Source organism: Superficieibacter sp. BNK-5 (genome assembly GCF_047456055.1).
Lineage (GTDB): Bacteria > Pseudomonadota > Gammaproteobacteria > Enterobacterales > Enterobacteriaceae > Superficieibacter.
In genome coordinates, this window is the sequence record NZ_CP179893.1 from 4,722,609 (window position 1) to 4,744,516 (window position 21,908).

The window sequence follows — 21,908 nt, forward strand, 5'->3', positions numbered from 1 at the left end:
AAAAATCACGCTACGACTATAAATACTCCATCAAAGAAGTAGAATGGAAAAATGTCGACAGTTAAGGGAAGTTTGTTGCACAAGGAGCGTTTTAAATGCATTACTTATATAACAACCCCGCTGTAAATGATTCACTTTATCTTTACTCTTGCGGCTTCGATGCGACCTGCCCTGGCCATACCTACGGACCAACGGTACGCAGCGGCTTTATGCTGCACTATATTTTGTCAGGCAATGGCGTGTTCACCAGCGGCGGTAAAGCCTGGCCGCTCCATCAGGGCGATTTTTTCTTTATCGCGCCGGGGGAAATCATTAAATATGAAGCCAGCCAGACGACACCATGGTCATTTTTCTGGATGGGATTTCGTGGTTCTCTGGTCAAACATTATCTGCAGCGTTGCCGGTTGTCGCCGCAGGAGCCGGTATTTCATGAAAGTCAGGCCGGGATTATTAAAAATCTGTTTAGCGAAATTATTGAAATATCGGTCCTGGGCGCGAATAGCGATATTTTATTAAACTCCAGACTGACCGAAATCATTTACCTTTTATGCCAGACCTTTCCGAGCGAAGCGCACTCCGACCTCAGAAATCCTAAACGAATCGCCATTCAGGCAATGCAATATATGCGCAATCACTACGACAGAAATATCCGCATTGACGACATTGCGTGTTACCTGAACATTGACAGAACGTATTTACACCGGTTGTTTACGCAGGAATTCCGGCAAAGCCCTAAAGAGTATCTGACGCGCGTCAGAATGGATAAAGCGCAGGCGCTGCTCATCAACACGCAATACGCGATCGCCACGATTGCCTTATCCGTCGGCTATCAGGATGCCCTGTTGTTTTCAAAAGTGTTTCGCCATCACGTCGGTGTTTCACCCACCGATTATCGTAAGAGCCGACAGAAAAATGCCGCTCCCCGGTAGGGTGAGCGGCAATCATTTACTTCTTATACAGCATGATTACAGCGGCTGCGTCTGCGCTTCTACCACCGCCAGCGCCACCATATTCACGATACGACGTACCGAGGCGATCGGCGTTAATACGTGAACGGGTTTCGCCACGCCCATCAGTACCGGCCCGACGGTCACGCCTTCCGAACTGGAGACGCGCAGCAGGTTGTAGCTGATGCGGGCGGCTTCCATATTCGGCATCACGAGGATATTGGCCGAACCTTTCAGCGGGCTGTCCGGCATCCGCTCGTTACGGATGCTTTCCACCAGCGCCGCATCGCCGTGCATTTCGCCGTCAATCATCAGCTCAGGCGCGCGTTCGCGCACCAGCGCCAGCGTATCGCGCATTTTGGTCGCCGCCGCGCAGTTGGATGAACCGAAGTTGGAGTGCGACAGCAGCGCCACGCGCGGTTCGATACCGAAGCGACGCACGGTTTCCGCCGCCATGACGGTGATTTCCGCCAGCTGTTCCGGCGTTGGATCGTCGTTGACGTAGGTATCGGCAATAAAGGTGTTGCCGCTCGGCAGCAACAGCGCATTCATCGCCCCTGCCGCATGCACGCCCTCGCGGTAGCCAAACAGCTGCTGGATGACGTTGAAATGCTCATGGTAATCACCAATCGTGCCGCAGATCATGCCATCGGCTTCACCACGCTGCACCATGATCGCGCCGATCACCGTGGTGTTGCTGATCACCGCGCGCTGCGCCTGCTCCTGCGTCACGCCACGGCGTTTCATGATGTTGTAGTACTCCATCCAGTACTCTTTGAAGCGCGGATCGGATTCGTTGTTGACGATCTCGAAGTCAATACCGGGTTTGATTTGCAGACCCAGCTTCTGAATACGCATTTCAATCACGCCCGGACGCCCTACCAGGATCGGTTTCGCCAGACCCAGCGTCACCAGCTCCTGCGTCGCGTGCAGCACGCGATTATCTTCCCCTTCCGCCAGTACAATGCGCTTCGGCTCACTGCGTGCCTGAGAGAAGATCGGCTTCATAAACAGGTTGGTTTTATAGACAAACTCGCTGAGCTTATCGACGTAAGCATCAAAGTCTTCGATAGGACGTGTCGCGACGCCGGAATCCATCGCCGCTTTCGCCACTGCCGGGGCGATTTTGACAATCAGGCGCGGGTCGAACGGTTTAGGAATGATGTATTCCGGGCCAAAGCTCAGATCCTGATCGCCATAGGCGGACGCCACTACTTCGCTCTGCTCGGCATGCGCCAGTTCGGCAATCGCGTGTACAGCCGCCAGTTTCATCTCTTCGTTGATGGCGGTTGCGCCAACGTCCAGCGCGCCACGGAAGATGAACGGGAAACACAGCACGTTGTTGACCTGGTTCGGGTAGTCCGAGCGTCCGGTACAGAGAATCGCATCGGGACGCACTTCCTTCGCCAGCGGCGGCAGGATTTCCGGTTCCGGGTTAGCCAGCGCCAGAATCATCGGCGCGCGCGCCATTTTTTTCACCATCTCCGGGGTCAGCACTTTCGGACCCGAGCAGCCGAGGAAAATGTCCGCGCCTTCTACTACGTCAGCCAGCGTGCGTTTTCCGTCATCGTCTACCGCATACGCGGCTTTGGTCTCGGCCATATTCGGCTCGCGGCCTTTATAGATCACGCCTTTCGAGTCGCACACCACGATGTTGTGTTTTTGCATCCCCAGCGCCACCAGCAGGTTCATACAGGCAATCGCTGCCGCGCCCGCGCCGGAAACCACCATCCGCACGTCGGAGAGATTTTTCTCCACCACCCGCAGGCCGTTGAGAATCGCCGCGGTGCTGATGATGGCCGTACCGTGCTGGTCGTCATGGAACACCGGAATGTTCATGCGCTCGCGCAGTTTTTTCTCAATGTAGAAGCACTCAGGAGCTTTGATATCTTCGAGGTTGATGCCCCCAAACGTGGGTTCCAGCGCGGCAACCACGTCGATCAGTTTGTCCGGGTCGTGCTCGTCAACTTCAATGTCAAAGACGTCAATCCCGGCGAATTTTTTAAACAATACGCCTTTACCTTCCATAACCGGCTTACCTGCCAGCGCGCCGATATTGCCCAGACCCAGTACGGCAGTACCGTTTGAGACCACCGCCACCAGGTTGCCACGCGCGGTGTATTTATACGCCGCCAGCGGATCCTTCTCGATTTCGAGGCACGGTGCCGCTACGCCCGGAGAGTAGGCCAGCGCCAGATCGCGCTGGGTAGCGAGCGGTTTAGTTGGCGAAACCTGGATTTTCCCCGGAACAGGGTACTGGTGGAAATCAAGTGCGCTTTGTTTCAACTGGTCATCCATCTTCTTGTTCCTTTCATTTCGGACTAAAGGTGATTCTGATGCTCACCTGGAGGTCTACAGAGATCCCGATGTAAGAGAGGCTCACCGGTGGGATAGCCCCTAGTATCGCCCCAGACGACTTCATAAACTTTGAAGGCCGCCAAACTCTTACTATCTCAAAATACAATTTTTTAACAAAACACACACGAACTCGTTGCAGCTATCGCCAGCAAGACCCTCCCGGTCTGCTATGCTTTTTGGTTATGTACAGTGTTTTTCATCCAGAAGTGCGAGCCTAAGCACTCGTATACCTTTTTGCTTTTTAAGGAGTCTTTAATGAACCAGCTAGACGGTATTAAACAGTTCACCACCGTCGTGGCTGACAGCGGTGATATTGAATCCATTCGCCACTACCAGCCAGAAGACGCGACCACCAACCCTTCCCTGCTGCTGAAAGCGGCGGCGCTCGACCACTTCGCTCACCTTATTAAGGATGCGATTGAGTATGGCAAGCAGCGCGGTAAGACGCAGGAACAGCAGGTGGCGGAAGCCAGCGACAAACTGGCGGTCAATTTTGGTGTGGAAATTCTGAAAAGTGTGCCGGGCCGCGTCTCCACCGAAGTGGACGCCCGTCTCTCGTATGACAAACAAAAAAGCATCGATAAAGCGCGAAAATTTGTTCAGCTTTATCAGGATCAGGGTATCGATAAATCGCGCATTCTGATCAAACTGGCCTCGACGTGGGAAGGTATTCGCGCCGCAGAGGAACTGGAAAAAGAAGGCATCAACTGTAACCTGACGCTGCTTTTCTCCTTCGCCCAGGCGCGCGCCTGTGCCGAAGCTGGCGTGTTCCTGATTTCGCCTTTCGTCGGGCGTATTTACGACTGGTATAACACACGTAAGCCAATGGACCCCTATCGCGTTGATGAAGATCCGGGCGTTAAATCGGTACGTAATATCTATGACTATTACAAACAGCATCGCTACCCCACGATCGTGATGGGCGCGAGCTTCCGCAAAACCGAACAGATCCTGGCGCTGGCGGGCTGCGATCGCCTGACTATTTCTCCGGACCTGCTGCAAAAATTGCAGGACAGCAACGATCCGGTTGAGCGCAAGCTGGTGCCGCCGTCCACAACGTTCCATCGTCCGGCTCCGATGACCGAAGCCGAGTTCCGTTGGGAGCATAACCAGGATCCTATGGCGGTAGAAAAGCTGTCGGACGGTATTCGTCAGTTCGCCGTCGATCAGCGCAAACTCGAAGATTTGCTGGCCGCTAAACTGTAACTTATTGTCACGGAGAACATTATGTCCCGAAGAGAGCTTGCCAACGCCATCCGCGCCCTGAGTATGGATGCGGTCCAGAAAGCCAATTCCGGCCACCCCGGCGCGCCGATGGGCATGGCGGATATTGCTGAGGTGCTGTGGAACGACTTCCTTAAGCACAACCCCACCGATCCCACCTGGTATGACCGTGACCGTTTTATTCTCTCCAACGGCCACGCCTCAATGCTGCTGTATAGCCTGCTGCATCTTTCCGGTTACGATCTGCCAATAGAAGAGCTGAAGAACTTCCGTCAGCTGCATTCTAAAACGCCGGGACACCCGGAAATTGGCTATACGCCGGGTATTGAGACGACCACCGGCCCGCTCGGTCAGGGTCTGGCCAACGCCGTTGGTCTGGCCATTGCCGAACGCACGCTGGCCGCGCAGTTTAACCAGCCGGATCACGAGATTGTCGATCACTACACCTATGTGTTTATGGGCGACGGCTGTCTGATGGAGGGTATTTCGCATGAGGTCTCTTCCCTGGCAGGCACTCTGGGCCTCGGCAAGCTGATCGGTTTCTACGATCACAACGGGATTTCTATCGACGGTGAAACTGAAGGCTGGTTTACCGATGATACGGCGAAACGCTTCGAGGCGTATCACTGGCACGTGGTGCATGAAATTGACGGTCACGATCCAGAGGCGATTAAAAAAGCCATCCTGGAAGCGCAAAGCGTCAAAGATAAACCGTCATTAATCATCTGCCGGACGGTGATTGGTTTTGGTTCGCCGAATAAAGCCGGGAAAGAAGAATCGCACGGTTCCGCGCTCGGTGAGGAAGAGGTGGCGCTGGCCCGCAAGCAGCTGGGCTGGAATCACCCGGCCTTTGAGATCCCGAAAGAGATCTACCGCGCCTGGGACGCACGCGAGCGGGGTGAAAAAGGTCAGCAGTCATGGAAAGAGAAAATGGCCGCCTATGAGAAGGCGCATCCGGAACTGGCAGCGGAATTTAAGCGCCGGATGAGCGGCGGAATGCCGGAAGACTGGCAGCAGACGGTGCAGGATTACATCAACAAATTGCAGGCGGAGCCGGCAAAAATCGCCAGCCGTAAAGCCTCGCAAAATGCGCTTAACGCCTATGGTCCGAGCCTGCCTGAACTGCTTGGCGGTTCGGCGGACCTTGCGCCCAGCAACCTGACGATCTGGAAAGAGTCGGTGTCGCTGAAAGAAGATCCGGCCGGTAACTATATTCACTACGGCGTGCGTGAATTCGGCATGACGGCAATCGCTAACGGCATCGCCCATCACGGCGGATTTATTCCTTACACCGCCACCTTCCTGATGTTTGTCGAGTATGCGCGTAATGCGGCGCGTATGGCGGCACTGATGAAGGCGCGGCAGATCATGGTCTACACTCATGACTCCATCGGGCTGGGGGAAGATGGCCCGACGCACCAGGCGGTCGAGCAGCTTGCCAGCCTGCGCCTGACGCCAAACTTCAGCACCTGGCGTCCGTGCGATCAGGTAGAGACCGCGGTGGCGTGGAAAGCGGCGATTGAACGCCATCACGGGCCGACGGCGCTGATCCTCTCTCGTCAGAATCTGGCGCAGATGGAGCGTACCCCGGAACAGGTGGCGGATATCGCGCGCGGCGGCTATGTGCTGAAAGATGCGGGCGGTAAACCGGACCTGATCCTGATTGCCACCGGCTCGGAACTGGAAATCACCGTGCTGGCCGCAGAAAAACTGCGCGCGGAAGGGGTTGCAGTTCGGGTGGTCTCCCTGCCTTCTACCGATACGTTTGACAGTCAGGACGACGAATACCGTGAATCGGTATTGCCATCTGACGTCGCTAAACGGGTTGCGGTGGAAGCCGGGATCGCTGACTACTGGTATAAGTATGTCGGGTTAAAAGGCGCGATTGTTGGCATGACCGGCTATGGTGAATCTGCCCCGGCTGAAAAACTGTTCCCGTACTTCGGCTTTACTGTAGAAAATATCGTCGAGAAAGCGAAAAAAGTGCTTAACGGGTGATCCACAACGTGGGCCAGGCATCTGGCCCCTGCCAGTTATCGCAGTTGGGTTCCTCCGCATAACGCACCAGACTGAAGCGCTGACCGTCAAAACGCCAGCGCGTCTGAATACCGCAATCCGCCATTCCCCGCCCTTTTGCCAGCGTCGTCAGTTCGCGATTTTTTTCATCGAATCCGGCGTTCATCAATTCCATATCCGTCTCACCGCTGCCCGGCGTAAACGGCAGGCGTAAACGTACCTGATACGAGGTGAAAGGCTTACGTCTCGACACCAGCCAGGCGAGGTCGACCGTGTTATACGCACCGGCTTCACAGCTTATCGCCATCAGCGCTTTATTATCGGTCAGCGCCCAGATACGCACCTCGCGGCGGCTGGGATCTAATGAACACTGAATATTGCTCATTTTCCAGTTGCCGTAGTCCAGCAGCGAGCTGCGTTCTTCATGGCTTAACGGCGTTGGCGTCGGATTGACTGCCACCACTTCTTTAAGCGCGGGCGCAGGTGGGACGCGGAGTGGCGGATTATTCCCTTTGCTAATCCAGGCCGTCTGGCTACCCACGCGTTTTTGCCGATCGTCAATAAACAGCAGCGCGGCCTTCAGGCCCTTGAGTGAGATTATTTGTTGCCCACCGTTCAGAGTGATCGCCTGCCCGTCCTGAATCTGGGCTAAAAACGCGGCGACCGTCGCACCATCGTTGGTCATGATGCGTAACGGATCGATGCGCCAGCGCGGAGAAGTCAATTTAAGGGGATGTCCATCAAAGAGAAGGCGTGGTGCAATGGCGGAGCGTTTCGATAAGGGCGTTTCCATTCCTCCAAGCTCAATACGCAGACTGGCGTCGGTATGCGCACCTGCGCTGCGACCGATGGTCATCACCAGACCAAAGTGCTGACCCGTATTACGCGCCACGCAAAAATTTTGGTTATTACAGGTGACCTGCCAGTCGGTAAACGCCTGTTGCGCAGGCGCAGCCCACGCAGCGGAGGCCCAGCACCCTCCGATAAACCAAAACAGCAAAACGCGAAAATACATGAACGGCACAGCCCCGGCAGAATAGAGTCATTTCACACAGGGCGTAACTCTACTGGCAAAAATGTGCCGCTCAATCGGAATTATCGGATTGCACTCATTAAAAGGGGTTGAGCGGAAATTAGTGTTGCATAAGCCCGGATGTCTGAAGATATTGCAACAGGATCACCGTCTTGCCATCGCGGATTTCGCCATTAGCAACCATTTCCAGGGCGCAGCTAAACGGAATCTCCAGCACCTCAATATCTTCATCTTCCACACCGCCGCCTGCGTTGGCGCGTAGCGAATCGTCGTATTCGGCAATAAAGAAATGGACAATTTCGGTTACGCCGCCGGGAGACATGTAGAGTTCAAAGACTTTACGCACCTCGCCGACCCGGTAACCCGTTTCTTCAATGGCTTCTTTACGAATACAGGCTTCCGGCTCGTCGTCGTCCAGCAGACCCGCGCAGGTTTCGATAAGACGCCCGTCTTCATTACCATTGACCCACGTCGCCACGCGGAACTGGCGGATCACGACCACGGTATGTTTATCGCGATTGTATAGCAGGATGGTCGCACCATTTCCCCGATCGTACACTTCACGCTTATGGCGGATGACTTCACCATTTTTTCGCGTCAAATCGTAGGTAATGTTGCGCAGAACGAAGTAGTTTTCGGAGAGGATCTTATCTTTTATTACGTCAATCTTGAACGACATACAGGCTCCGCGATGTAAGAAGGAAGGGTTATCTTACGCCGCGGAACCGGTTTTGTCGTTAATGCGCTTTAACCTGGCTTACGCCCAGCCATTGCAAAATACCCTGCGCCGCGTGGCGTCCTTCCGCCATCGCGGTGACCACCAGATCGGCTCCGCGCACCGCATCGCCGCCCGCGAAGATTTTCGGATTGCTCGTTTGATAGCGATAGCGACTGTTCACGCTGGCGGCAATCCTTCCCCAGCTATCCATCTGGACACCCTGCGCTTCCAGCCACGGCATCCGGTGGGGATGAAAACCAAAGGCCATGATCACCGCATCCGCTGGCATCACAAACTCGCTGCCGGGCACCGGCTTTGGAGCACGGCGGCCTTTCGCATCCGGTTCACCGAGTTGAGTGCGCAGAAAACGCACACCGCTGACATGCCCTTCCCCATCGACTTCAATCGTCACCGGCTGAACGTTAAATTCGAATTCTGCCCCCTCTTCCCGGGCGTTTTTCACCTCTTTCTTTGACCCCGGCATATTGGCTTCGTCGCGACGATAAGCGCAGGTCACTTTACTGGCCCCGTGACGCAGCGCGGTACGCACGCAGTCCATTGCCGTATCGCCGCCGCCCAGCACTACGACATTCTGCCCCCCGGTATTGATCCAGGGCGACTGCGGCGACTCGCTTAATCCCATCACGTTTTTAGTGTTGGCGATCAAAAACGGCAGCGCGTCATAGACGCCAGGGGCATTTTCATTCGGCAGATCGGCTTTCATGGAGCGATAGGTGCCGACGCCGACGAATACCGCGTCATACTCTTCCAGCAGCGTGGCAAGCGGAATGTCTTTATCAATTTCGCAGTTAAGCTCAAAACGGACGCCCATTGCGGTAAAGATTTCCCGACGTCGCGCCAGCAGCGATTTATCCAGCTTGAAGGAGGGAATACCAAAGGTCAGCAGCCCGCCAATTTCCGGATGCAGATCGAAGACTACCGGCTGCACGCCCTGACGGACCAGCGCATCGGCGCAGGCCAGGCCCGCTGGCCCTGCGCCAATAATGGCGACGCGCTTCGTGGTGGCAGTGATGTGGCCTAAATCAGGTCGCCATCCTTGCGCCAGCGCCCGATCGGAAATATAGCGTTCAATGTTGCCTATCGTCACCGCACCCTGTGGATCGCGCACGGTGCAGGCACCTTCGCACAGCCGATCCTGCGGGCATACGCGGCCGGTTATTTCCGGCAGACAGTTGGTCTGGTGCGACAATTCCACCGCCGCCATAATATCGCCCTGCTTCACACGGTCAATCCACTGAGGGATATGATTGTGTAACGGACAGGTCCATTCACAAATACTGTGCTCGCCGCAGGTCAGGCAGCGTGCGGCTTCTTGCTGCGCCTGAGCATTGCTGAACGGCAGATAGATCTCCGAAAACCCGGTTTTGCGGGCAGCGATATCCAGTTTATCCGGCTCGCCGCGCGGCGGCGTATCGTTCATTTGATCGCGTTTGCTGCGTACCGGCACGCGTTGCGATTCGGGCCAGTGCTGCGTTTCACGCCGGGCAGCGTTCAGCCGACGCGCTTTCGCCAGCCCGGCCAGCCGCTCTGAGGTCATAATGTGCAGTGCGTCTGCCGGGCAGTTCTGCACGCAGGCCGGCCCGCCCTCCCGCGTCGCGCATAAATCACATTTATGCGCGCTGGCTTTCACTCGCCCCGAGGCAACCGGCGCAATGACCATCTGCATGGTGCCAAACGGACAGGCCACCACGCAGGATTTACACCCGATACACTTTTCATTATCGACCTGCACAGCGCGTTCCACTAACTGAATGGCACCGTTGGGACAGCTACGCGCACACGGCGCGTCTTCACAGTGGTGACAGGTCACGGCGTTGCGCTGCTCCCCATTTTTTACCACCGTAATGCGCGGCCTGAAATGCGATTTTGCGATAACGTGTTGCTCATCATTGTGCGCCATCACGCAGGCGACTTCACAAGCGTGGCAGGCAATACATTTTTCACTATCAGCCATAATAAAACGATTCATGGCAGGGTTCTCTTGTTGCGGAATAAGCCTCAATATCAATAGGTGTATTTTCTTAACCGAACTCAGCAGACCCGGCAATGGACATTTGCCCGGAAAACCGCAATATGTTGTGGGAACCTGTAATAGATCAATTTATCTGGCATCGTTTGAAATTACGTTTCATTCGCCGCTGCCAGCAGGGTTTACACTGCACGGTAAGCGAATGTAGAGAAAGGCGGGAAAGCGGCATGATAATTTACATTATCTCCTTAATTTCTCCACGATTACGCCCGGCCTTGCCGCTACAGTGTTGCGAGCAATGCAATAACAAAAAATGAGCAAATGAGGTTCTGATTCCGATGGCGAATTTCTTTATTGATCGCCCCATTTTTGCCTGGGTGCTGGCAATTCTGCTGTGCCTGATGGGGACCCTGGCAATTTTCTCGCTACCCGTTGAACAATATCCCGACCTCGCGCCGCCTAACGTGCGTATTACGGCCAACTATCCCGGTGCTTCTGCACAGACGCTGGAAAATACGGTGACGCAGGTTATTGAACAGAATATGACCGGCCTCGACAATTTGATGTATATGTCGTCGCAGAGCAGTGCCACCGGCCAGGCTACCGTAACCCTGAGTTTTATTGCCGGAACCAATCCTGACGAAGCCGTGCAGCAGGTGCAAAATCAGCTTCAGTCAGCGATGCGCAAACTGCCACAGGCGGTGCAGGATCAGGGGGTGACGGTACGTAAAACTGGCGACACCAACATTCTGACCATCGCCTTTGTGTCCACCGATGGCAGTATGGATAAGCAGGACATCGCGGACTACGTCGCCAGTAATATTCAGGAGCCGCTCAGCCGTATCAACGGCGTGGGCGATATTGACGCCTACGGTTCGCAATATTCCATGCGCATCTGGCTGGACCCGGCCAAACTGAATAGCTTTCAATTGACGGCAAAAGATGTGACGGACGCGATTGAATCGCAAAACGCGCAGATTGCCGTCGGTCAGCTCGGCGGCACGCCGTCGGTCGATAAGCAAGCGTTGAACGCCACCATTAACTCACAGTCGCTACTGCAAGCGCCGCAGCAGTTCCGCGACATTACCCTGCGCGTGAATCAGGATGGCTCTGAGGTAACGCTGGGTGACGTGGCGAGCGTCGAAATGGGGGCGGAGAAATATGACTATCTCAGCCGCTACAATCGCCAGCCGGCGTCCGGTCTGGGCGTCAAACTGGCATCCGGAGCCAATGAAATGGCGACGGCGGAACGGGTGCTGCACCGTCTGGATGAGCTTTCGGCGTATTTCCCGCACGGTCTGGAATATAAAGTCGCCTACGAGACCACCTCTTTCGTCAAAGCCTCTATTACCGATGTGGTCAAAACGTTGCTGGAAGCCATTGTGCTGGTTTTCCTGGTGATGTACCTGTTTTTGCAAAATTTCCGCGCCACATTAATCCCCACTATCGCGGTCCCCGTGGTGCTGATGGGCACCTTCGCCGTGCTTTACGCCTTTGGCTATAGCATTAACACGCTCACTATGTTTGCGATGGTACTGGCTATCGGCCTGCTGGTGGATGACGCCATCGTGGTGGTGGAAAACGTTGAACGTATCATGAGCGAGGAAGGGCTTTCGCCGCGCCAGGCGACGCGAAAATCGATGGGCCAGATCCAGGGCGCACTGGTCGGGATTGCGATGGTACTTTCCGCCGTATTTGTGCCCATGGCGTTTTTCGGCGGCACCACCGGCGCCATATATCGCCAGTTCTCAATTACTATCGTCTCGGCCATGGTGTTGTCCGTGCTGGTCGCGATGATCCTGACGCCTGCCCTGTGTTGTACTCTGCTTAAACCGCTGCATAAAGGTGAGCAACACGGGCAGCGCGGATTTTTCGGCTGGTTTAACCGCACGTTTAATCGTAATGCGCAGCGTTATGAATCTGGCGTGGCAAAAATTCTCCATCGCAGCCTGCGCTGGATACTGATTTACGTGCTTCTGCTTGGCGGCGTGGTGTTTATCTTTCTGCGCCTGCCCTCTTCCTTTTTACCGCAGGAAGACCGCGGCATGTTTACCACCTCAATACAGCTCCCCAGCGGCTCTACTCAACAGCAGACGCTAAAAGTGGTACAGAAGGTGGAAGACTATTTCTTTAGCCACGAGAAAGACAACGTGACCTCTATTTTCGCCACCATTGGCTCTGGACCAGGGGGCAACGGGCAGAACGTGGCACGGATGTTCATACGCCTGAAGGACTGGGATGACCGCGATATGAGCACCGGCTCCTCTTCCGCCATTATTGAACGCGCGACGAAGGCTTTTGCGCATATAAATGAAGCGCGCGTATATGCCAGCAGTCCGCCAGCGATCAGCGGCCTCGGCAGCTCTGCCGGGTTTGATATGGAGTTGCAGGACCACGCCGGCAAAGGTCACGATGCGCTGATGGCCGCCCGTGACCAGTTGCTTGAACTTGCCGGGAAAGACACCTCGCTCACCCGCGTGCGCCACAACGGCCTCGACGACAGCGCACAATTGCAGATAGATATCGATCAGCGTAAAGCGCAGGCGCTGGGCGTAGATATCGATGATATTAACGATACGCTGCAAACCGCGTGGGGTTCCAGCTACGTTAACGACTTTATGGATCGCGGGCGGGTGAAAAAAGTTTACGTCCAGGCGGCGGCCAAATACCGCATGCTGCCGGGCGACATTAATCTATGGTACGTGCGTAACAAAGACGGCAATATGGTGCCGTTCTCCGCCTTTGCGACCTCGCATTGGGAAACCGGATCGCCGCGACTGGAACGCTATAACGGCTATTCCGCGCTGGAGATAGTCGGTGAAGCAGCACCGGGCGTCAGCACCGGCAGCGCGATGGATACGATGGAAAAACTGGTGCGTCAGCTACCCGGCGGCTTCGGCCTGGAGTGGACCGCGATGTCATACCAGGAGCGGCTTTCCGGCGCGCAGGCCCCGGCGCTCTATGCCCTCACGGTGCTGGTTATTTTCCTGTGTCTTGCCGCGCTCTATGAGAGCTGGTCGGTGCCGTTCTCCGTTATTCTGGTGGTGCCGCTTGGCATTTTGGGTGCGCTGCTCGCCACCTGGATGCGCGGTCTGGAAAACGATGTTTATTTCCAGGTCGGGCTGCTGACCGTTATTGGCCTGTCGGCGAAAAACGCCATTCTGATCGTCGAGTTCGCCAATGAGATGAACCAGAAGGGTGAGGATTTAGTGAAAGCGACGCTTGACGCCTGCCGTCAGCGCCTTAGGCCCATCCTGATGACCTCGCTGGCCTTCATTTTTGGCGTGCTGCCGATGGCAACCAGTACGGGCGCAGGCTCGGCCAGCCAGCACGCGGTGGGCACCGGGGTGATAGGCGGCATGATCTCAGCGACCATTCTGGCGATTTTCTTCGTCCCGCTGTTCTTTATGCTGGTGCGCCGTCGCTTCCCGCTTAAGCCGCGACGCGAGTAAGATGTTCAACAGCCATGAACAAAAAAAGCGACCTTAGCGGTCGCTTTTTTATTGTACTGTACTGACTGCCGACGCAGTTGAGGATTTTATTTGCGCAACATGCCTTCAATAAAATCTTTCCAGTTCCCCAGTTCACGTTCAATCATATACAACCTCTCTTTCTTATTATCGCTATTTTACAAAATTCTTTTTTATATGTGAAGAAAATTACACCACTGCAATGATTGTCGCCTCCTGGGGTACGCTTAGCGGGTTAAACATAATATGAGCGCAGTGCGTTATTTTTTATGTGACACATAGCAATATTTTGCAACATTCTTGTTCAGAAAAATGTAAATATAACCCACACCAATTTCAGGGGCTATTTGCACTTCAGCAGCACGCCTGCTGCCCAGGCTGCTGAGCGCAGCGCATATAACAAGTAGGTTAATAGTGTTAATCATCAATGCCATTATTGTTAGAGCGTACACTTTATCTTGTTACAAATTAGATTCTGTATGACAATAATATGACTATCCATGCGTTAAAAACGATGCCAGCGAAGTAATAAGCGTCAGGGTACAAAAAGTGGCTTATTCACAGGTTTTTGTTATGACCTGCTTTTATTTTCAGCGCAATCTGAAATTACACGACGGATGGATCAATACAGGTATTTTTTATGCAATTTATATAAAATTTGCTTTCAGGCGATTAGTTATGCGACAAGAATGAATAACTAAATATCGTTCAAACTATCTGAACAATAAACCATAATTCAATGCAAAAGGGTTAAATATGATCGTTCTGTACGGGATCAAAAACTGTGACACCGTTAAAAAAGCGCGTCGCTGGCTGGATGAGCATGATCAGACTTATCGATTCCATGACTACCGTAGCGACGGTCTGGACGATAAACTATTGAGCACGTTTATTAGTGAGCTTGGCTGGGAAGCGCTGTTGAATACCCGCGGCACTACGTGGCGTAAGTTGGATGAGGCGCAAAAAGCGGCGATAAAAGATGCGGATTCAGCCGCCGCCTTGATGCTCGAAATGCCAGCAATCATCAAACGCCCATTGCTCTGCGCGCCCGGGAAGCCTATGCTGCTTGGTTTTAACGATTCAGGTTACCAGACCTATTTTGACGAGGTGTAGTGTATGTCTTGCCCGGTCATTGAGCTGGCACAGCAGCTTATCCGCCGCCCTTCCCTGAGTCCCGATGACGCGGGATGCCAGGCATTAATGATTGAACGCCTGCGTGCGATTGGTTTTACCATTGAGCATATGGATGTGGGCGATACCCGTAATTTCTGGGCCTGGCGTGGACAGGGCGAAACGCTGGCCTTTGCCGGACATACTGACGTGGTACCCGCCGGCGACGCCGATCGCTGGATCAACCCACCGTTCGAACCGACAATCCGCGACGGTATGCTGTTTGGGCGCGGTGCGGCGGACATGAAAGGCTCGCTGGCAGCGATGGTGGTCGCCGCTGAACGTTTCGTGGCGCAATATCCGCATCACCGGGGTCGGCTGGCATTTCTTATTACCTCAGATGAAGAAGCCAGCGCAAAGAACGGCACCGTTAAAGTTGTTGAAGCGCTGATGGCGCGCCGTGAAAGACTGGATTATTGCCTGGTGGGTGAACCTTCCAGCACGGAAGTCGTGGGTGATGTCGTCAAGAATGGCCGTCGCGGTTCGCTCACCTGCAACCTGACCATTCACGGCGTACAGGGCCACGTAGCCTATCCGCATCTGGCCGATAACCCGGTTCACCGGGCTGCGCCGATGCTAAACGAACTGGTCGCGATTGAATGGGATCGTGGCAACGACTACTTCCCCCAGACCAGTATGCAGATTGCCAATATTCAGGCGGGCACCGGCAGCAATAACGTCATTCCAGGCGATCTGTTCGTCCAGTTTAACTTCCGTTTCAGCACCGAACTGACGGATGAGCAGATTAAAGCCCATGTAGTTGCCCTGCTGGAAAAACACCAGTTGCGCTATACCCTGGACTGGTGGCTTTCCGGGCAGCCATTCCTTACTGGCCGCGGCAAACTGATTGAGGCGGTGGTCAATGCCATTGAGCACTATAATGAAATTAAACCGCAACTGTTAACCACAGGCGGCACGTCAGACGGACGTTTTATCGCCCGCATGGGGGCACAGGTGGTTGAACTCGGTCCGGTCAACGCGACCATTCATAAAATAAATGAGTGCGTTAACGCTGCCGATTTGCAACTGCTGGCCCGAATGTATCAGCGTATTATGGAACAACTCGTCGCCTGACGCGCCGCACAACATAGAGGATTCGCACATGGAATGGCTGACAAAATACTGGTGGGTTCTGGTACTGGTTTTTCTGATAGGCGTACTGCTGAACGTAATAAAAGATTTGAAACGCGTCGATCACAAAAAATTTCTCGCCAACAAGCCAGAACTGCCCCCGCATCGTGACTTTAATGATAAGTGGGACGATGAAGACGACTGGCCGAAGAAAAAGTAATGCTGACGGCGGAAAAGCGCGCCTTTTCCGCCGTGTTTATTTTCAGAACAGTTCAACAATCCCGTCATCGTTCGGCTTGCCGCCGCTTAACGCCTCATCAAAGTAGCGTTTTGGTACGGTGTAGCGAAGATGATCGAGCGCAAGCTGCATACTGCGATCGTCAATGGCATGTCCCAGATCCTCCACGATGTCCAGCGTGGCATCGCCACCTGCGCTGACCAGCGCTTCCTGCGCGGCAACCGCCCAGGCAAGGTCGATCACCGGATCGTCGCCACCGTGAATAAAATGGATAGTGGTGGCGGTGGAGGCCGTTGCTGGCAGCGTGGCGTAGCGGCCGTTAAAGGCAATCACCCGCGAAGCAAGGTGCGGTTCTGCCTTAATGCTCTCCAGCGACATAATCGCCCCCTGAGAAAAGCCAATCAGCGCCGTCGCCTGTGGTCCAACGCCGCTTTGCTGTTGCCAGTAGCGTACCGTGGCGATAAAGGTCGGCATAATGGCGTCAATGCGCGCCTGACGGTTGGTCTCTGTGATGTCCTGAACCGAAAACCACTGACGACCAGGTGCCGGGCCAGACGGTTCCGGTCCGCCAATGCTGACGATCAGCGCATCCGGGAAAAGCGGCGCGAACCAGCTACCTAACTGGCCCATTGAGACCGGGTTATCGCCCACGCCATGAAACAGCAGCAGCAATTGCTGCGCCGGTGTGGTCGGACTCTGGACGATAAAATGATCGTGTTTCATGGCTGTCTCCTTTGTTCTGACAGGCAGTTTACGCCGTCCGGGGGTAATGACCATGCCATTTAACTGAATGAGTTAGTTAAAAATATTGCAGTTGAACCACCTTGTCGCGCAGCAATTGCGTCTGCACGGCATCGAGTGTTTTCATCGCACAGGCGGCCTCCTGACGCATCTGGTTAAGCAGGGCTTTACGCCCGCTCAGCTCCAGTTCGGCGCAGAGCGCGGCCTCACTCTGTTGCGCCAGCCTTCCACGCAGCGCGGGGAGCGGCAAAGTGACCTGCTGTCGCAGACGATTGAGGCTGCCGACACAGGAGAGTAGCGGCCGATGGGCAAAGGCAAACCCCGCCAGTTCCCACCAGTCATCTTCATTAAGCATAGCGTCATCGCTGGCAGTCAGCGGCAATGTCTCGTCAAGCCACGGCACCAGCCAGCGCAGATCGCGCCTCAAGCGCTGATGCTCATGCGTCGCCAGCGCCTGTCCACTGGCAGTGAAGGGGCGGATCACCATCGCGGTATAGCAGCCGCTACTTGCTTCGCGATGACTGCCTATGCGCACCAGCATAAAGCCGCAGCGCTGCCAGAAACGCCATAGCTCGGGCGTATAGCCGAAGCTGACCGACAGATAGTCGCAACCCTCTGCGGCGCAACAGGCCCGCTCCACCAGCCGCTGACCGATGCCTTCACGCTGGCGTAGCGGATGCACCGCAATACGTGTGATCCGCCTTGCGCTGAGCGTGGCGGCAAACGGGCTGCCGCCGTGTGCTGCCAGCGACTGAGCGACCAGATTACCGCGCGGGCGGCGAAATCCAGCCCAGACCGCCTGACTCAACCCGGCGCTCAGGCCACCCTCATCCACCAGCCATAGCGCCCCAGCCGGAACGGTGTCACTGTGGGCGGCGATAAAATGTTGCCCCGGCGCGTCCATCATCCGGCGTAAATCCAGCGGCGACGTGCGGTAGTGCGCCCCCGACAGCAGTTGATACAGGGCGGCGGGCAGTTGCGGCTGCATCTGCCACGCCTGCTGCTCTACACTACTAAATTGCAGCGTCCCTTCCGGCCGGATGGAGAACGTCTCATCGTTAAATAACAGCGCCGCGTTAATGACCGTTTCCAGCGGGCAATTCCGCGCCCAGCGCAGCGGCTGTTCGAGCGTGAACGTCTTAAGTTGCGGAAAGCGAGCACAAAACTTGAGCAGAAATCCGCGTCCGGTGCCTTCGTAACCCTGAACGGTGGTGGTCAGCAGTACGTGCGAAAAACGTGTCGTTAGCCGCTGCAATAGCGGACCGGGGATCGCCGCCGCTTCATCAACAATCAGCCAGTCGGCGGCTGCCTGCGATGCCAGCAACGCATCGGGGGCCATAAAGTGATAGCGATCGCCCGCAAACGCGGCCAGCACATCGGTCGCCGCTTTCGCAGGCGCGGTAACGATAGCGGTGCCACGTAATCGACGGATAAACATGCCCGCCAGCGCCGATTTTCCACGCCCGCGTTCCGCGGTCAGTACCGCGACACCTTCCGGTGAGTGAATAAGCTGGCTAAGCACCTGCGCCTGCTCAACATCCGGTTCACCCGAGGCCGGACACCACGCGGGTCTGGCGGGATAAACCGGCACCCGCAGCGGCTGCCCCTGCTGCCAGACCAGGGTGTGAGGGTGTGATTTAAGGATACGGCAGAAGTGATGGACGAAATTGGGCGTCGGGAGGGGCGCGGAGGTGTCGCTCCAGCGCACAGCATCGTCGTCGGGTTGCGCTGGCCAGTCCGCCAGCGGCGGCACCAGCAGCACCAGCCAGCTTCCGGCCCGTAGCGTTCCGCCCAGCGCAGCAAAGGCCGCCACGTCAAAGCCATTACGCGCATCAAAAATGGCGTGATGAAACTCGCGGCCCAGCAGGGTGGCCAGCGCGCCGGGCAGACAATGCGGCTCAGGCATAGCCTGCGGACTTACGCTCAGCCAGTCACCGGGCAGGCTCTGGCGCAGGGAAGTGGCCTGCGTCAGACTCCATGCCGGATCGCCGCTCACCACCAGCAGGCGGCGAATGCCCTCCTGTGCCATCGTCGCCGTCAGCGTGCGTAGTTCGTCCATGACTGCCCTTTGTCGAATTAAAGTGATTTACCGAAAGTATTACACTGCGCCGGATCGCCGCTGTCAAAACCGCGTTTAAACCAGGTATAACGCTGCTCGGAGGTACCGTGGGTGAAACTGTCCGGCACCACGCGGCCCTGGCTTTGTTTTTGCAGGCGATCGTCACCGATAGCTTCTGCAGCATTAAGCGCTTCCTGCACGTCACCCGCTTCCAGCACATCCTGTTTCTGCATATCGTTGCCCCAGACACCGGCAAAGCAGTCGGCCTGCAATTCCATACGCACGGAGAGACGGTTCACCTCCGTCTGTGATGCATTTTGCTGCTGCTGGCGCACTTTTGCTTCGATACCCAGCAGCTTCTGCACGTGATGCCCGACTTCATGAGCAATGACGTAGCCCTGGGCAAAATCACCGTCCGCGCCAAGTTTGTTTTTCATATCGTCATAAAACGAGAGATCGATATACACGGTGCTGTCCGCCGGACAGTAAAATGGCCCCATGACCGACTGTCCGGTGCCACAACCGGTGCGGGTCGCGCCACGATACATCACCAGCCGCGGCTGCTGATACTCACGCCCCATTGCGGAAAATTGTTTGGCCCACGTATCCTCTGTGGTCGCAAGGATGACTTTGGTGAATTTTGCCGCTTCTTCATCCTGCGGACTGACTGAGCGCTGCGTCTGCTGCTGAGATACCGGTTCTCCCGTGAGCAGACCGGTCAGATCCACCCCGTAATACCCCGCCACCACGACGACCAGCAGGATCACAATCCCGCCTTTGCCCGTTGGAATACGAAATCCCCGACCGCCGCCCATCATTGGCGATCCAGAGTCGTTCCGCCTGTCCTCTACGTTGTCACTTTCCCGACGCCCTTGCCAGCGCATAACGACCTCTGTCTTTTAGTTATTGATGTTGATTATGATCGTAGGCGGTATAACGCAGGATTACCACTGCAAAGCGGGGGTAAAAAGCCAGAGGATGGGGCCATCCTCTGGTGAAGGATAACGAAACCAGATTAATCCAGCTTCACGCCCAGGCGCTTCGCTACGGCTTCATAGGCTTCGATAACGCCGCCCAGGCTCTGACGGAAGCGATCTTTGTCCATTTTATCGAGCGTTTCTTTGTCCCACAGACGGCTGCCGTCCGGAGAAAATTCATCCCCCAGCACGATGTCGCCTTTGTACAAACCAAACTCCAGTTTGAAATCGACCAGGATCAGCCCGGCATCGTCAAACAGCTTTTTCAGCACGTCGTTAGCTTTGTAAGTCAGCTCTTTCATCCGCGCGAGATTTTCTTTGCTCACCCAGCCGAAGGTTTCGCAGTAGGAATCGTTGATCATCGGATCGTGCATGGCATCATTTTTCAGGAACAGGTCAAACAGTGGCGGGTTCAGCTCGATACCTTCTTCAACGCCCAGACGTTTCACCAGCGAACCGGCGGCGCGGTTACGGACCACACACTCTACCGGCACCATATCCAGTTTTTTCACCAGACATTCAGTGTCTGAGAGCAGCGCTTCCATCTGCGTGGGGATGCCCGCTTCTGCCAGTTTGCTCATAATGAAATAGTTGAATTTGTTATTCACCATTCCTTTGCGGTCAAACTGCTCAATGCGCGCGCCGTCCCCTGCTGACGTATCATTGCGGAATTCGAGCACCAACAGATCCGGGTTTTCCGTGCTGTGTACGGTTTTCGCTTTACCACGATACAACTCAGCTTGCTTTTGCATCTTTATTACCCCAGCTATAATTTAACGTTAAAAATTGTACTTTTTTGCCGACGCACACGTTTGCGTGGTCGTCAGAAAAAAGGGCCGGATTGCTCCAGCCCCTGATATTACTTACTGAATGCAGCCTGGAATACGGCGACCAGCGCGTCATTCTGCGACTGGGTCAACGTATGACCTTTCGGGTCAATAAACTGCAGGCTGCTGCGATTATCGAGATCGCCGACCTGCAATTTATAGTCGCCGGAGACCAGACCCGGATCGCGTGCGCCCAGCTCCTGCCAGTCGCTGTCAGACAACGGCTTGTAGGTTACCGCCAGGTTACCCTGCGAACGGGTGCTGTCAGTGACTTTCATGCCCACTTTTTCCAGCGCGGCTGGCAGACGCTGCCAGACAACGTTGAACGGCCCGCGCACCACCAGCATCGGTAAACCGGTGTCATCAGCAGCGCTCTGTACGTCAAGCGTGGCGCTGGTGCGGCTCTGCGCCGCATTCTGGGCATCGGTAGCGTTCTTATCCAGACCGGCCGAAATGACGTTCATCATCTGCGCACTATAGCGCTGCAATGAAGAGGCGTCGGCAACCGGCTTGCCGGCCTGCTCAAGGTTAACCAGTTTGACGGTCACCGCCTGCTGATAGCCCTGTGCCTTCACGCTGATTTGATAGCGGCCACGATACTGTTCGTCTTCGTCCAGACGGTTCCAGTTTACCCAATCTGTCGTCAGGGTCTGGCTGGCATCATCGCGTTTATCAATGGCGTAGTTCTGCGCCTGAAGCACGCTGACCACCTGCGGCCACAGTGAACTGCTGCGGTTACCTTCAACCAGCAACGTGGAGGTATCACCGTTAAACTGGGTACGCGCCCCGGAGACCAGTGCCAGCGGCTGAGCCGGCGGACGGATGTCCAGTGCTTTACCCACCGCCCCGCTGCCGTTAGCGACAGGAACGTTATAATCACCATTTTGAACCGGCAGAATCATGCCTGCTGGCGCATGTAGTTCGGCAAGCGGTGCCGCATCCAGGTATGACTCGTCGCCGCTGACCTGACGCTTGTAGCGCGAGTCAGAATTACAGGCGGCGAGAAGCATCACAAGCGAAACACCCGCTACCTTCGCCAGGCGCGACTTCTGTACTGAGTAAGCCATCA

17 protein-coding genes are annotated in these 21,908 nt (G+C 55.4%); 7 read left to right on the top strand and 10 right to left on the bottom strand.

Annotated features, from left to right (window positions below; genetic code table 11):
- Nucleotides 1-95 precede the first annotated feature (95 nt).
- Nucleotides 96-929, top strand: coding sequence for an AraC family ligand binding domain-containing protein (locus tag ACMGGS_RS22610; RefSeq protein WP_414164465.1), 834 nt, complete (start codon nucleotides 96-98; stop codon nucleotides 927-929).
- A gap of 36 nt (nucleotides 930-965) precedes the next feature.
- On the opposite strand, the gene maeB is transcribed toward ACMGGS_RS22610, so the two are convergent.
- On the bottom strand, nucleotides 966-3,245 hold the full coding sequence (gene maeB, locus ACMGGS_RS22615; RefSeq protein WP_414164466.1) for an NADP-dependent oxaloacetate-decarboxylating malate dehydrogenase: 2,280 nt from the start codon (nucleotides 3,243-3,245) through the stop codon (nucleotides 966-968).
- Between the two features lie 315 nt (nucleotides 3,246-3,560).
- On the opposite strand from maeB, the gene tal reads away from it, so the two are divergent.
- Both tal and tkt read left to right on the top strand, forming a co-directional pair.
- Complete coding sequence (gene tal, locus ACMGGS_RS22620; RefSeq protein WP_176917086.1) at nucleotides 3,561-4,511, top strand: transaldolase; 951 nt, start codon at nucleotides 3,561-3,563, stop codon at nucleotides 4,509-4,511.
- Between the two features lie 21 nt (nucleotides 4,512-4,532).
- A complete protein-coding gene (tkt, locus tag ACMGGS_RS22625; protein ID WP_176917087.1) occupies nucleotides 4,533-6,527 on the top strand; it encodes a transketolase in 1,995 nt (664 codons plus the stop codon).
- On the opposite strand, the gene ACMGGS_RS22630 is transcribed toward tkt, so the two are convergent.
- The 3 genes from ACMGGS_RS22630 to aegA all read right to left on the bottom strand — a co-directional run bounded on the left by ACMGGS_RS22630 (nucleotide 6,517) and on the right by aegA (nucleotide 10,286).
- Nucleotides 6,517-7,560, bottom strand: coding sequence for a DUF1176 domain-containing protein (locus tag ACMGGS_RS22630; protein ID WP_414164467.1), 1,044 nt, complete (start codon nucleotides 7,558-7,560; stop codon nucleotides 6,517-6,519). The two genes, tkt and ACMGGS_RS22630, sit on opposite strands and share 11 nt — an antisense overlap.
- A 118-nt stretch (nucleotides 7,561-7,678) precedes the next feature.
- A complete protein-coding gene (nudK, locus tag ACMGGS_RS22635) occupies nucleotides 7,679-8,257 on the bottom strand; it encodes a GDP-mannose pyrophosphatase NudK (protein ID WP_414164468.1) in 579 nt (192 codons plus the stop codon).
- Nucleotides 8,258-8,315: 58 nt separating this feature from the next.
- Entirely contained in the window at nucleotides 8,316-10,286 is a 1,971-nt protein-coding gene (aegA, locus tag ACMGGS_RS22640; protein ID WP_414164469.1) for a formate-dependent uric acid utilization protein AegA, read from the bottom strand.
- A 338-nt stretch (nucleotides 10,287-10,624) separates the two neighbouring features.
- Here aegA and acrD point away from each other — a divergent pair, with 338 nt between their 5' ends.
- The gene (acrD, locus tag ACMGGS_RS22645; RefSeq protein ID WP_414164470.1) at nucleotides 10,625-13,738 is read left to right on the top strand and encodes a multidrug efflux RND transporter permease AcrD; all 3,114 of its coding nucleotides are present in this window, start codon (nucleotides 10,625-10,627) and stop codon (nucleotides 13,736-13,738) included.
- 86 nt (nucleotides 13,739-13,824) lie between these two features.
- Here acrD and ypfM read toward each other — a convergent pair whose 3' ends face one another.
- Nucleotides 13,825-13,884 (bottom strand): protein YpfM, encoded by a 60-nt coding sequence (gene ypfM, locus ACMGGS_RS22650; RefSeq protein ID WP_015572204.1) that lies wholly within the window; start codon nucleotides 13,882-13,884, stop codon nucleotides 13,825-13,827.
- 628 nt (nucleotides 13,885-14,512) lie between these two features.
- Between ypfM and ACMGGS_RS22655 the strand changes: the two genes are divergently transcribed.
- From ACMGGS_RS22655 to ACMGGS_RS22665, 3 genes are read left to right on the top strand one after another with little or no spacing between them, the layout of a single operon-like run.
- The gene (locus tag ACMGGS_RS22655) at nucleotides 14,513-14,869 is read left to right on the top strand and encodes an ArsC family reductase (RefSeq protein WP_194206220.1); all 357 of its coding nucleotides are present in this window, start codon (nucleotides 14,513-14,515) and stop codon (nucleotides 14,867-14,869) included.
- Nucleotides 14,870-14,872: 3 nt separating this feature from the next.
- Nucleotides 14,873-16,000: a succinyl-diaminopimelate desuccinylase gene (dapE, locus tag ACMGGS_RS22660; protein WP_414164471.1), complete on the top strand. Its 1,128-nt coding sequence runs from the start codon at nucleotides 14,873-14,875 to the stop codon at nucleotides 15,998-16,000.
- Nucleotides 16,001-16,028: 28 nt separating this feature from the next.
- Complete coding sequence (locus ACMGGS_RS22665) at nucleotides 16,029-16,217, top strand: YpfN family protein (protein WP_414164472.1); 189 nt, start codon at nucleotides 16,029-16,031, stop codon at nucleotides 16,215-16,217.
- A gap of 42 nt (nucleotides 16,218-16,259) precedes the next feature.
- Here the strand turns inward: ACMGGS_RS22665 and ypfH are convergent, their stop codons facing one another.
- The 5 genes from ypfH to bamC form a co-directional block, all read right to left on the bottom strand.
- Nucleotides 16,260-16,958: an esterase gene (gene ypfH / locus ACMGGS_RS22670; RefSeq protein WP_414164473.1), complete on the bottom strand. Its 699-nt coding sequence runs from the start codon at nucleotides 16,956-16,958 to the stop codon at nucleotides 16,260-16,262.
- 76 nt (nucleotides 16,959-17,034) lie between these two features.
- Complete coding sequence (locus ACMGGS_RS22675) at nucleotides 17,035-19,035, bottom strand: tRNA(Met) cytidine acetyltransferase TmcA (RefSeq protein WP_414164474.1); 2,001 nt, start codon at nucleotides 19,033-19,035, stop codon at nucleotides 17,035-17,037.
- A 17-nt stretch (nucleotides 19,036-19,052) separates the two neighbouring features.
- The gene (locus ACMGGS_RS22680) at nucleotides 19,053-19,919 is read right to left on the bottom strand and encodes a neutral zinc metallopeptidase (protein WP_414164475.1); all 867 of its coding nucleotides are present in this window, start codon (nucleotides 19,917-19,919) and stop codon (nucleotides 19,053-19,055) included.
- Between the two features lie 131 nt (nucleotides 19,920-20,050).
- On the bottom strand, nucleotides 20,051-20,764 hold the full coding sequence (purC, locus tag ACMGGS_RS22685) for a phosphoribosylaminoimidazolesuccinocarboxamide synthase (protein WP_276157931.1): 714 nt from the start codon (nucleotides 20,762-20,764) through the stop codon (nucleotides 20,051-20,053).
- A gap of 107 nt (nucleotides 20,765-20,871) precedes the next feature.
- The gene (gene bamC, locus ACMGGS_RS22690; protein WP_414164476.1) at nucleotides 20,872-21,906 is read right to left on the bottom strand and encodes an outer membrane protein assembly factor BamC; all 1,035 of its coding nucleotides are present in this window, start codon (nucleotides 21,904-21,906) and stop codon (nucleotides 20,872-20,874) included.
- Nucleotides 21,907-21,908 lie beyond the last annotated feature (2 nt).